Consider the following 11,733-nt stretch of genomic DNA (forward strand, 5'->3'; position numbering starts at 1 on the left):
GCAGCCGATTCTGTCGAGGGAGACGATCATGACGACCGCTCGCCGTACCGTCCTGCGCGGCGGCCGGGTCGTGGACGAGACGGGGACGGCCGAAGCCGACCTGTCCATTGTCAGTGGCGAGATCGACCAGGTGGGCCGGATCGAGACGCGACCCGACGATCTCGAGGTCGATGCGACCGGCCGGTTGATCATGCCCGGGATGATCGACGCGCACACCCACGCCGACGGGCGGGTGTTCGACGACGAGGTCGCGCTGGCGCTGCTCCGGCAGGGTGTGACGACGGTGATCGCCGGCCAGGACGGCGTTTCGTACGCCCCGGGCGACGGCCGCTACGCCACCCGCTACTTCGCGGCGATCAACGGCGCGCACCCGACCTATCGCGGCGGCGGGGTGCCGGCGCTGCTGGCCGGCTACGACGGGACCACCCCGGTCAACGTCGGCTACCTGGTGCCGGCCGGCACGGTGCGGCACGAGGTGATGGGGTTCCGGGCGGGCCGGCCCACGGCGGCCGAGCTGGCCGCGATGCGCGAGCTGGTCGAGCAGGGTCTCGCGGCCGGCGCGCTCGGCCTGTCCACCGGCTTGGACTACACGCCCGGCCTCTTCGCCGACGCCGCCGAGCTGGCCGAGCTGTGCCGGCCGGTCGCGGCCGTGGACGGGCTCTACGTCAGCCACATGCGCGGCTACGAAGAGGAGTCCGCGATCGGGCTGGACGAGGTGATCAGCATCTGCGAGGGCAGTGGCGCCCGCGGCCACATCTCCCACTTCCACGCCCGGCCGGAGCTGATGGCCTCCCTGCTGGAAGAGGCCGCGGCACGAATTGATCTGACCTTCGATTGGTATCCGTACTCGCGCGGTTGCTCGGTGCTCGGCATGGTGCTGCTGCCGCCGGAACTCCTCGCCCGCGGCTTCGAGGAGACCGCCGAGGCGCTGGCCACGCCCGCCGGCCGGACCGCGGTGATCGAATCCTGGCTGCCCCGGCTGGTGGCGAAGGAGCACCTCGGCGCGACCTGGGCCGACAAGCTGGCGCTGGCCCACATCGCGGCCCCGCAGTACGGCTGGGCGCACGGGCTGACCCTGGCCGAGGCGGCTCGCCGGGCCGAGGTCGAGCCGATGGACCTGGGCTTGCGGATGCTGGCCGCGGCCGACCTCGAGGTGAGCACCGTGATGCGGACCCAGTCCGACCGCGGCGACGACGAACTGGCCCGCAATCTGCCGCATCCGGCCCAACTGACCGGGTCGGACGGGATCTATCTCGGCCGCAGCACCCACCCGCGCGGCTGGGGCACGTTCGCCCGGCTGATGGACGTGTTCGTCAGGCAACGCGGCGATCTCAGCTGGTCCGAGCTGGCCGGGCACAGCAGTGCGCTGCCGGCCCGCCGGTTTCGGCTCGGCCGGCGGGGCGAGCTGCGGCCGGGCGCGGCGGCCGACCTGTTTCTGCTCGATCCGGTCCGGATCCGCGACAACGCGACGTATCTGAACCCGCGGCGGCCGGCGGACGGCATCGACGACGTCTGGGTCGGTGGCGAGCAGGTGCTCGCGGCCGGTCAGTTGACCGGCGTGCGGTCGGGCCGGTCGATCCGTCGCAATTGAGCTCGCCGTTGCCGATTGATCTGATGTATCGTGGCCCTGCCGCAGCCGAAAGGACATCATGTCGCGCATCGCCTCCAGCAGGGTCCTTGACGTCCGATTCCCGACCTCTCTCGAGCTCGACGGGTCCGACGCGGTCAACGTCGATCCCGACTATTCGGGTGCCTACCTGGTGCTGACCACCGACGCCGGCGACTCCGGCTACGGGTTGGTCTTCACCGCCGGCCGCGGCAACGAGGTCGTCGCCGCGGCGATCGAGTCGGTCGTCGCCCTGATCCCGGATTCCGACGTCGAGTCGCTGCTCGACGATCTCGGCGCCGTGTCCAAGGCGCTGATCCACGACTCGCAGTTCCGCTGGATCGGGCCGGAGAAGGGCGTCGCGCACATGGCGGCCGGTGCCGTACTGACTGCGCTGTGGGATCTCAAGGCGCGACGGGCCGGCCTGCCGCTGTGGGAGTTGATCGCCAACCTGACCCCGGAGGAGTTCGTCGCCGCGGTCGACTTCTCCCACCTGCGCGACGCGCTGACCGAGGACGAGGCGCTGGAGATCCTGCGCCGGGCCGAGCCGGGCAAGGCCGAGCGGATCGCGGAGCTGAAGGCCTCCGGCTACGCCGCCTACACCACGTCGGCCGGCTGGCTCGGCTACAGCGACGACAAGATGGTCACGCTGGCCAAAGAGGCCGTCGCCGAGGGCTTCGATCTGATCAAGCTCAAGGTCGGCGGTTCGGTCGAGGATGACGTACGGCGGATGAAGCTGGCCCGGGAAGCGGTCGGGCCGGAGATCAAGATCGCCGTCGACGCCAACCAGAAGTGGGAGGTGCACGAGGCCGCCCCGTGGATCAAGGCGATCGGCGACCCCGACATCTACTGGATCGAGGAACCCACCTCACCGGACGACGTGCTCGGTCACGCCCGGATCCGACGCGAGGTGGCGCCGATCAAGATCGCCACCGGCGAGGCCGTGCAGAACCGGATCATCGTCAAGCAGCTGCTGCAGGCCGAGGCGATCGACGTGTTGCAGATCGACGCGACCCGCTTCGCCGGGCCGAACGAAAACCTGGCCAATCTCTTGCTGGCCGCCAAATTCGGCATCCCGGTCTGCCCGCACGCCGGCGGCGTCGGTCTGTGCGAGTTGGTGGTGCACTTCTCGTTCATCGACTACGCGGCCGTCTCGGCGAGTCAGGACGGCCGGGTGATCGAATACGTCGATCATCTGCACGAGCACTTCGTCGATCCCGTCGTGGTCGAGGGCGGCCGCTACCAGGCGCCGTCGGCACCGGGGGCCAGTGGTGAGATGTACGAGAAGTCGGTCGAGCGGTGGACCTATCCGGGCGGACCCGGCTGGGTCGAGCTGTTCGAGAGCGGGCAGTTCAGCCGCTGACCGTTCGGCGCGGCCGGAGCAGGGTGGCGATCACCACGCCGAGCAGCGTGATCGCCGCCGCCACGTAGGAGTAGGTCGTCAGCTCGTCCGGCGCGAAGATCAGATCGATCACGATCGCCGACACCACCTGGCCGCAGATCGCGCACAGCCCGAGGATCAGCACACCGTGGATCCGGACCAGGATCGAAGCCGACCAGATGTAGCAGATCCCGATCACGCCGCCGAGATAGAGCCACCATTGGCCCGGCAGCCCGATCAGCTGTCCCGGCACCAGCAGTGAGACGCCGAAGAAGATCACCAACGCCAGGAACCCGACCGCGAAGTTGTTGAACGTCGTCGGCCACGGCCCGGCGTAGACCGCGACCCGACCGTTGATCGCCTGTTGCACGCTGTTGCCCATCGAGGCGATCAACGGGAGCAGGGCCAGCGCCAGGGCCGCGAGCGGCACGGCCGCCGTCTGGCTCCCGTACGCCGAGAGCGCCACCGCCACCACGGCCAGTGCGGCTCCGATGATCCGGCCCCGGGTGACCGGCCGCGGCCCGCCGGGCCCGACGCCGGCATGATCAACGAACAGTCCGCCGGTCGACTGTCCCGCCACCGACGCCACCACGAACAGGGCGACGCCGAGCACCGGCACGGTCAGCCCCTGAGACGCGACGAACATGGCGCCGGCCAGCCCGCCGAGGATCAGCCACACGGGCACCTCGCCGCCGGCCACGCCGCGATAGAGCCGGACCACACCGCGCCGGGCCGACGCCCGCGCCAACACGACCACGGTCAGCACCAGCAGCCCGCTGCCGAAACTGATCACCGCCGCCAGCGCGCCCGCCCGCAGCCCGGTGCCCAGCTCGTGCGCGAGTTGTCCGTTGATCTTGGACTGAATCGACATCAGCGCGCCCATGCCCACCAGGGCCGGAATCGTCGCGGTCCGGACCGCCCTCGAATAGGCGTGCGGCGCCGCCGCCGTGGCCTCGGGGCCGGAGGTGGGCTCGACTGGGGTGCGCACGTGCCGATACAACCACCCCGGCCGAGCGGCCATTCCCGGATCCCGCGAAGTCCTCACCGAGGTAGACGCCCGGGCGGGCCGGAACGTGAGCCGATGCCGGGAAGGCCCCGCCCGATCAGGCGGCTGTGGCCGCCAGCTTGGCCAGGCTGTCCTCGAGCGCCTCCTGCGGCACCAACGGGAACTTGATCTTCGCCAGCAGGTCCGGGTCGCTCACCTGACTCCAGTCGTAGGTCAGCGACACCTCGGTCCGGTCGGGGCCGAGCGGATCGAGCTCCCAGACCCATTCCCAGCCGGGCGGTTCGGTCCCGGCCGGCGCCGTCTTCCAGGCGATCAGCTTGTTCGGCACCAGGCCGGTCACCCGGTTGTCGGTCTTGTAGTCGCCGCCCATGTGATCGCCGGACATCTCCATCGTGAACAGGTCACCGACCTGCTGCAGTCGGTCGGCCTGCTCTCCCACGCCGCGGATGAACCCCGAACCGTCCAGCTCCGGGTGCCGCCGCGGATTGCCGAGAACGTCGAACAGTGCGTCGGCCGAGGCGTCGATCGTCCTGGTGACAGTGATCTTGTCGTTGTCGCTCATCCGTGAGCTGTACCCGTCCCGACGGCGACCGAACCAGCCGGGGCTCAGGAGCTGCCGAAGCCCTGGACCCGGAACTGCATCACCCGGTACGGCCAGTTGTTGGCTCCGGGCGTGGTGTTCCACTGGCTGACCGCGAGATGAAGATCATCCAGGGTCGAGCCGGGGATCACGTACCCGCCGTACAACTGGGCGACGTGGGTGTCGTCCTCGTTGCCCCAACTGGTGCCGTGCAGGAACGTGGCCCGCTTGGCGGTGTGCAGGTTGGAGGTCGGGGTGTCGGCGATCAGCCCCTCGATCCGGTAGTCGCCCTCGTTGAACCAGGTCAGGATCCACTTGCCGCCGAGCGGACGGAAGGACATCTCGCCGAACCGGCCGTCCAGGATCGGCGTCGGCGGATTGCCCCAGTTCCAGGCACTGCCGGCGTAGCCCCACGGCTCCCAGGCCTGATAATTGGTCAGGTTCGCGGTCCGGACCCGGTGCAGGATGATCGGCTTGTCCCGCTGGAAGCCGGTCGAGTAGATGTAGACGTAGTCATCGTTGCCCAGGCCCCAGCCGACCAGCTGCGCCATCCCGCCGAGCCAGTTGCCGGGGATCCGGGCGCCGCTGTCGATCCAGGTGTTGCCGGAGTCGTCGGAATACCAGATCTCACAGCGGATCACGTTGCCCAGGCCCTTGTTGACCATGGCGTGCAGATAGATCCGGTTGCCGATCTTGATCACGTCCGACGGCAGCACGGTGGAGAACTCGGGATTGTTGTGCGGGTAGTCCCAGAACTGCCGGGCGGTGGCGCCGCCGACCGCGCCGGACCAGGTGACGCCGCCGGCCAGATTGGTCGTGGTCGAGTAGAGGCCGACCGGGGAGCGCCAGTTGGCGTCGCCGATCGTGTGCTCGAAGGTGTCGCCAAAGACGTAGAGGGTACGGCCGTCCGGCGTCGACACCGGGATGCCGAGGTCGGTCGCCTCCATCTCCCACTCGGTGGTCAACCCCGGCCCGGTCAGGTCCTTGACCTTGTTGACGGTCAGGGCCAGCGGCTGGGCCTCGGCCGATCCCGCGGCCAGTCCGGCGAGCGCGCCTCCCGCGACGACGCCTGCCGTGCCCCGCAGCAGTGTCGAGCGAGAGATCCGCGGATTGAAGGTGCTCATGGCTTCCTCTCCGTCGAGTCAACGCTTGAAATCGATTACACGCTAACCCAGAACAGGTGGAGGCACCAGGGCCTAAGCTCGTTCGTTCCCTGAGCCTGTCGAAGGGCAGGTCCGATGAATTGGTTGGACCAGAGCGTCAGACGCGATCTGGCTTGCCCTTCGACAGGCTCAGGGAACGGACAGACAGGGTCAGGTGAGTTCGGTGCGGAGGCGGTCCAATTCGGTACGGAGAGCGGGCGGGAGGCGGTCGCCGACGCGGGCGAACCATTCCTCGATTCGCGGCACCTCGGTCTGCCACTCCGCCGGGTGGTACGCGACGGCGGCGGCGACCGCCTCCGGTGACAGGTCGAGGCCGGTGAGGTCCAGGCCGCCGGCGACCGGGACGGAGCCGATCGGTGTCTCGACCGCGTCGGCGGTCCCGTCCAGTCGTTCGGTGATCCACTTCAGCACCCGGCTGTTCTCACCGAATCCGGGCCAGAGGAACTTGCCGTCGGCGTCGCGGCGGAACCAGTTGACGTAGAACACCGGCGGCAGCTGGGCGTTCGGGTGCCGCGAGCCGAGCTCCAGCCAGTGGGCGAAGTAGTCGCCGACGTTGTAGCCGAGGAACGGCAGCATGGCCATCGGGTCGCGGCGGACCACGCCGACGGCTCCGGTCGCCGCGGCGGTCGTCTCGCTGGACAGGGTCGCGCCGAGGAAGACGCCGTGCTCCCAGTCCCGGGCCTGGCTGACCAGCGGCACGGTGTCCCGCCGCCGGCCGCCGAACAGGATCGCGTCGATCGGCACGCCCCGGGCGCTGTGGTAGTCGTCGCCCAGCACCGGCACCTGCTCGATCGGGAAGCAGAAGCGGCTGTTCGGATGGGCCGCGGGGTCGCCGGGTGCGCCGCCCTCGGGCCCGTCGTCCGGGGTCCAGCTCCGGCCGCGCCAGTCGGTCAGGTGGGCCGGCGGAGTAGCGCTCATCCCCTCCCACCAGACGTCACCATGATCAGTCAGGGCAAGGTTGGTGAAGATCGCGTTGCCGCGCTCGATGGCCCGCATGGCGTTGGGGTTGGTCTGCCAGCCGGTGCCCGGCGCCACGCCGAACAGTCCGAACTCCGGGTTCACCGCGTACAGCCGGCCGTCGTCGCCGAACCGCATCCAGGCGATGTCGTCGCCGATCATCTCGGCCGTCCAGCCGGGCAGGGTCGGATTGATCATGGCCAGGTTGGTCTTGCCGCAGGCGCTCGGGAAGGCCGCGGCGATCGTGTACGAGCGGCCCTCGGGCGAGGTCAGCTTGACGATCAACATGTGCTCGGCCAGCCAGCCCTCGTCCCGTGCGATCGCGCTGGCGATCCGCAGCGAGTAACACTTCTTGCCCAGCAGGGAATTGCCGCCGTAGCCGGAGCCGTAGGACCAGATCGCCCGCTCCTCCGGGAAGTGGCTGATGTATTTGATCTTGCTGCACGGCCAGGCCACATCCTCCTGCCCCGGCTCCAGCGGAGCTCCCACGGAATGCAGGCAGGGTACGAAATCGGCGTCGCCACCGGCGGTCATCGCGGCCAGCACCTCGGCGCCCATCCGAGTCATGACCTTCATGCTGATCGCGACGTAGGCGGAGTCGGTGAGCTCGACGCCGAACATCGGCTGCGTAGCTTGTCCTGAGCCTGTCGAAGGATCGAGCGGCCCCATGCAGAACGGGACCACGTACATCGTGCGGCCGCGCATCGACCCGCGGTACAGGTCGGTCATGATCGACTTCATCTCGGCCGGGGCCATCCAGTTGTTGGTCGGCCCGGCGTCGACCTCGTCCCGGCTGCAGATGTAGGTGCGGTCCTCCACCCGGGCGACGTCGTTCGGGTCGGTCCGGGCGTAGAACGAGTTGGGCTTGGCGATCGGGTCGAGCCGGGTCAGCGTGCCCGCGGCCACCAGCTGGTCGGTCAGCTCGGTCCATTCCGCCGCCGAACCGTCGCACCAGCGGATCTCGTCCGGCTGGGTCAGTTCGGCGACCTCGGCGACCCAGGCCAGCAGGGCGGTATGGGTGGTCGGCGCGTGGCTCGTGGCCGGCGCGAGTCGGGTGGGATCGAGGGTAGCGGTCACGGTCGACATCCCTTCAAAAGAGACCAGTGGGGGCGGTGGACTGACCATAGCCCACCACGTGCACTGGTATTATGTTCGGAAAGCGCCTGCTGACTTGTGAGGCCCCTCACATTGCCTCGATAGTCGGTCTGACCAGGGATGATTCCTGAGATCGGTGACGGCGGTCACGGTCTCAGCAAGTGAGCCGAGGCACAGAAGCCGGTTGGCGGCGTCCCCGACCAGACCAGTGAAACGTTGTTGCGACTCCGGCGTGTCCGCCGAGCGGCCGGGGACGGGGTGGTGGCCGCGAGCCCGTCCCGAGCATCGGATAATGACCTGAGGCCGGACCGGGGGCGAGGAGGATCGTGACGCAAGGTCAGACGGGCGCCGAGCTGTTGTCGGCCACCTCCCGCAGCCTCGACGGCGCCGGAACCCGGGGCGAGCAACTCGTCGCCCGCCTCCGCAGCCTGGTCGGCGACCTCAATCCGGGCGCCGAATTGCCCTCGGAACGGGTGATCGCCGAACATTTCGGGATCGCCCGGATGACCGCGCGTGAAGCGGTCGACCGGCTGGTCGAGCAGGGTCTGGCGGAGCGGATCGCGCGCCGCGGGACGTTCGCTACCCAGCCGCGCTTCGTGCACACCCGGCACCTCGCCTCCTACGACGACGACATCCGGGCCCGCGGGATGGTGCCGGGTGGGCGCAAGATCAGCGCACGCGTCCGGACCGCCGCCCGGCCGGTCGCCGAAGCACTCGGCATCGAGGCCGGAGCCCGATATCTCGACCTGGTCCGGCTGCGCACGGCCGACGGCGAACCGATGGCGATCATCAGGTCCCAGATCGCGATCGACCGGTTCCCCGGCATCGAACGGCTCGAACTTGATCATGGTTCGCTGCACGGGGTGCTGTTCCGGCGCTGGGGCGTGCGCGCCGCCAGTCATCTGCAGCGGATCCGGGCGGTCCTGGTCCAGCCGGCCGATGCGGAGTTGCTGGAGGTGTCGGCCGGGGTGGCGGGCTTCGAGATCCTCGGCGTCAGCCACGACGGCAACGGCGCGGTGATCGAGTCCGGCCGTTCGGTCTATCGGGCCGACCGGTACGAGGTGGTCCTGCACACCGATCTACCCGCCGCGGCCGCGCCCGCCGACGACCCCGGTCCCGCCGCGGAGTAGTCCGCGTAGGCTCGCCCCATGCGCGTTGTGGTCATCGGTGGGACCGGTCATATCGGAACATTTCTCGTGCCGGGCCTGGTCCGTGCCGGCCACGAGGTGGCGGTGATCAGTCGCGGCCGGCGCAGCCCGTACGCCGTCGACGACGCGTGGGGCAGCGTCACCATGATCACCGGCGACCGGGAGCAGGAAGATCAGGACGGCATCTTCGGTGATCGCATCGCCGGACTCGAGCCGGAGGCGGTGATCGATCACACCTGCTTCACCGTCGACTCGGCGCGGCAGTTGGCCGAGGCACTGGTGCCCGGCACTCAGCTGATCCACACCGGCAGCATCTGGTCCTACGGCCGCAACCTGGTCGTCCCCGTCCTCGAGTCGAGCCCGAAGGCACCGTTCGGCGAGTACGGGATCAACAAGGCGCGGATCGAGGACTACCTGCTCCGCGACCAAGATCGGGTCCGGGCGACGGTCATCCATCCGGGACACATCTCCGGCCCGGGCTGGGTGCCGATCAACCCGGCCGGCAACCTCGAGCTCTCGGTCTATGCGGACCTGATCACCTCCGGCCGCGCCGTGCTGCCGGAACGCGGCACGGGGCTGCTCCAACACGTCCACGCCGCCGATGTCGCGGACCTCCACCGGGCCGCGCTCGACCAGCCGGGTCGGGCGACGGGCGAGGCGTTCAACTCGGTCGCCACCGAATCGATGACGCTCCGCGGGTACGCCGAGCTGGTCGCCACCGAATACGGCCATCCGCTCGACCTCGAGCTGCTGCCCTGGGCCGAGTTCGTCGCCCGGGTCGGCGAGGACGCAGCGCGTCCGACCGCCGACCACATCGAGCACAGCCCGCACGCCAGCGCGGCCAAGGCCGAACGCGTGCTCGGCTTCCGGCCCGCCCACACCGGCTGGGAGACGGTCCGCGAGGCGATCGCCTGGCTGATCCGCGACGGCCGGCTGCCCCAACCCTCCTGACCTCCGGCCTCCCTCACGATCGCACCCGGCCCCACCACCGGACGTCGCGAAAGTCGACTCCGGTCGAGAAACGTGCGCGAAAGGTCCCGGGCCCACCGCGGAAGTCGACCGTGGTCGAAAAACGTACGCCTACCGTGCCCCTGGAGCCGAGTTGTCAGAACTGAGTTGCCCCAGGGGGCTGCTCAGTTCTGACAAGTCGGCGGGGGAGGGGTGGGTGAGGCGGTCGACCAGGTCGGACAGGCTCGAGGTGACGAGGTCGGGCGAGGCGAGGGACGGGTCCGGATTCGGTACGCCCTGGGCGGTGGCCAGCCGGGCCAGATAGGCGGGCAGCTCGGCCGGGTCGGCCGGGATGTCGGGACGCAGCAGGACGGTCCGGGCTCCGGCGGCGTTGCCGCCGATCACGTCATGATCGATCCGGTCGCCGACGTGGACGTAGTCGGTCGCCCCGGCCCGCGCCGCGGCGAAGATCGATTCGGCCGGTTTGGCCTCGCCGACGTCGTCGCTGGTCACGATGCCGTCGATGGCCGCCAACAGGCCGCTTCGGCGCAGCACCGGCTCCTGATAGCGGCGCCAGCCGTTGGTCAGGACGAGGACGCGCCAGCCGGCCGAGCGCAGCGCGCCGAGCAGGTCGGCGGTGCCGTCATGCAGGATGGTCGTCGCCCCCTCCACGGCATACTGATCAAGCCGCTCCAGCAGGTCGAACGGGGCGACCAGGCCGAGCTCGTCGAGGTAGTCGCTGACGATCGACTGCCAGTCGTAGGCGGCCAGCAGGTCGGTGCCGAGCAGTCGTTCGTGCCGGCGGATGATCTCCCGCTTCACGCCGTCGGCCTGGTGGCGTCGCGCCAGCTCCTCGCTGAGATCGGTCAACACCCGTGCGAACGGCCCGTTGATCAAGGTCCCGTCCAGGTCGAAGCTGATCACTCGCTCCGCGGTCGTGGGTGTCGATCCGTGGTCGGTCGCGGTCACCGCGTCCCCTCCGTCATACCGTCGATGAACTGGCGGGCCATCAGGACGAACAGCACGATGATCGGGATCGCGGCGATCGTCAGCCCGGCGAACAGCAGGGCCCATTCGGTCCGGAACTCCGCCATCACGGTGGCCAGGCCGAGGGGCAGGGTGCGGTTCTCCTCACTGCGGATCAAGACGAGCGGGAAGAAGAACTCGTTCCACACGCTCACCGCCGACACGATCGCGACCGTGCCGAGGGCCGGCCGCATCAGCGGCAGGAAGATCCGCAGATAGATGTTGCCCCAGCCGGCCCCGTCGACCAGGGCCGCCTCCTCGATCTCCCGCGGCACCGACAGCGCGAAGCCGTACATCACGAAGATCGCGAACGAGAGCCGCTCGGCGACGTGGATGATCATCAGCCCGGCAAGGGAGTCGAGCAGGTGCAGATCCTTCATCAGGCTGAAGATCGGGATCACCGCGAGCCGCAACGGCACCATCAGGCCGAGCAGGAACAACACCAGCAGGGCCCGGTTCCAGCGGAAGTCGAAGCGGGCCAGATAGAACGCGATCATGGACGCGATCAGGATCAGTGCCGCGACCGAGATCGCGGTCACCAGGACCGAGTTGATCAGGTAGCGGCCGAAGTCGGCCCGCTGCCAGATCTCGGCATAGTTCTCGAACCGGAAGGTCGAGGGCCAGCCGACAGGGCTGTTCAGCACATCCAGGTCGGTCTTGAACGAGTTCGTGATCATCAGCAGTACGGGAGCGAGCTGGGCCGCGGCGAACAGGATCAGGAAGGCGTAGCCGAGGAGTCGGGCCGGCCGGAGCGGGCGACGCCGGGCGCGGGGCGTCGCCGTGATCGCCGACGCGTTCATGATCGCGGTGGTCGTCGCCATGA

General features: G+C 69.4%; 10 protein-coding genes. 4 read left to right on the forward strand and 6 right to left on the reverse strand.

Annotation, left to right across the window (positions count from 1 at the left end; all coding sequences use genetic code 11):
- Positions 1-28: 28 nt before the first annotated feature.
- Both FNH24_RS04650 and FNH24_RS04655 read left to right on the forward strand, forming a co-directional pair.
- Complete coding sequence (locus tag FNH24_RS04650) at positions 29-1,591, forward strand: N-acyl-D-amino-acid deacylase family protein (RefSeq protein WP_152360976.1); 1,563 nt, start codon at positions 29-31, stop codon at positions 1,589-1,591.
- A gap of 58 nt (positions 1,592-1,649) precedes the next feature.
- On the forward strand, positions 1,650-2,969 hold the full coding sequence (locus FNH24_RS04655; protein ID WP_152360977.1) for an enolase C-terminal domain-like protein: 1,320 nt from the start codon (positions 1,650-1,652) through the stop codon (positions 2,967-2,969).
- Here the strand turns inward: FNH24_RS04655 and FNH24_RS04660 are convergent.
- From FNH24_RS04660 to FNH24_RS04675, 4 genes are all read right to left on the reverse strand, one after another.
- Entirely contained in the window at positions 2,959-3,975 is a 1,017-nt protein-coding gene (locus FNH24_RS04660; protein WP_217428039.1) for a DMT family transporter, read from the reverse strand. The two genes, FNH24_RS04655 and FNH24_RS04660, sit on opposite strands and share 11 nt — an antisense overlap.
- A gap of 115 nt (positions 3,976-4,090) precedes the next feature.
- Positions 4,091-4,555 (reverse strand): SRPBCC family protein, encoded by a 465-nt coding sequence (locus tag FNH24_RS04665; protein ID WP_152360978.1) that lies wholly within the window; start codon positions 4,553-4,555, stop codon positions 4,091-4,093.
- 44 nt (positions 4,556-4,599) lie between these two features.
- Positions 4,600-5,697, reverse strand: a complete 1,098-nt coding sequence (locus FNH24_RS04670) for a glycoside hydrolase family 183 protein (RefSeq protein WP_152360979.1) — start codon at positions 5,695-5,697, stop codon at positions 4,600-4,602.
- Between the two features lie 189 nt (positions 5,698-5,886).
- The gene (locus FNH24_RS04675; protein WP_152360980.1) at positions 5,887-7,779 is read right to left on the reverse strand and encodes a phosphoenolpyruvate carboxykinase (GTP); all 1,893 of its coding nucleotides are present in this window, start codon (positions 7,777-7,779) and stop codon (positions 5,887-5,889) included.
- Positions 7,780-8,114: 335 nt separating this feature from the next.
- On the opposite strand from FNH24_RS04675, the gene FNH24_RS04680 reads away from it, so the two are divergent.
- Positions 8,115-8,918 (forward strand): GntR family transcriptional regulator, encoded by an 804-nt coding sequence (locus tag FNH24_RS04680; RefSeq protein ID WP_152360981.1) that lies wholly within the window; start codon positions 8,115-8,117, stop codon positions 8,916-8,918.
- A gap of 18 nt (positions 8,919-8,936) precedes the next feature.
- On the forward strand, positions 8,937-9,887 hold the full coding sequence (locus FNH24_RS04685) for an NAD-dependent epimerase/dehydratase family protein (RefSeq protein WP_152360982.1): 951 nt from the start codon (positions 8,937-8,939) through the stop codon (positions 9,885-9,887).
- Positions 9,888-10,016: 129 nt separating this feature from the next.
- Here FNH24_RS04685 and FNH24_RS04690 read toward each other — a convergent pair whose 3' ends face one another.
- Both FNH24_RS04690 and FNH24_RS04695 read right to left on the reverse strand, forming a co-directional pair.
- Entirely contained in the window at positions 10,017-10,853 is an 837-nt protein-coding gene (locus tag FNH24_RS04690) for an HAD family hydrolase (protein WP_161605993.1), read from the reverse strand.
- The gene (locus FNH24_RS04695) at positions 10,850-11,731 is read right to left on the reverse strand and encodes a carbohydrate ABC transporter permease (RefSeq protein WP_152360984.1); all 882 of its coding nucleotides are present in this window, start codon (positions 11,729-11,731) and stop codon (positions 10,850-10,852) included. Before FNH24_RS04695 ends, FNH24_RS04690 begins: the two co-directional genes overlap by 4 nt.
- Positions 11,732-11,733 lie beyond the last annotated feature (2 nt).

This window comes from Microlunatus speluncae (assembly GCF_009299835.1).
Lineage (GTDB): Bacteria > Actinomycetota > Actinomycetes > Propionibacteriales > Propionibacteriaceae > Microlunatus > Microlunatus speluncae.

Bases quoted from the DNA above. Each gene is read 5' to 3' on its own strand.
- FNH24_RS04650 (WP_152360976.1), top strand. From the start codon at position 29: ATGACGACCGCTCGCCGTACCGTCCTGCGCGGCGGCCGGGTCGTGGAC.
- FNH24_RS04675 (WP_152360980.1), bottom strand. From the start codon at position 7,779: ATGTCGACCGTGACCGCTACCCTCGATCCCACCCGACTCGCGCCGGCC.
- FNH24_RS04665 (WP_152360978.1), bottom strand. From the start codon at position 4,555: ATGAGCGACAACGACAAGATCACTGTCACCAGGACGATCGACGCCTCG.
- FNH24_RS04655 (WP_152360977.1), top strand. From the start codon at position 1,650: ATGTCGCGCATCGCCTCCAGCAGGGTCCTTGACGTCCGATTCCCGACC.
- FNH24_RS04670 (WP_152360979.1), bottom strand. From the start codon at position 5,697: ATGAGCACCTTCAATCCGCGGATCTCTCGCTCGACACTGCTGCGGGGC.
- FNH24_RS04695 (WP_152360984.1), bottom strand. From the start codon at position 11,731: ATGGCGACGACCACCGCGATCATGAACGCGTCGGCGATCACGGCGACG.
- FNH24_RS04685 (WP_152360982.1), top strand. From the start codon at position 8,937: ATGCGCGTTGTGGTCATCGGTGGGACCGGTCATATCGGAACATTTCTC.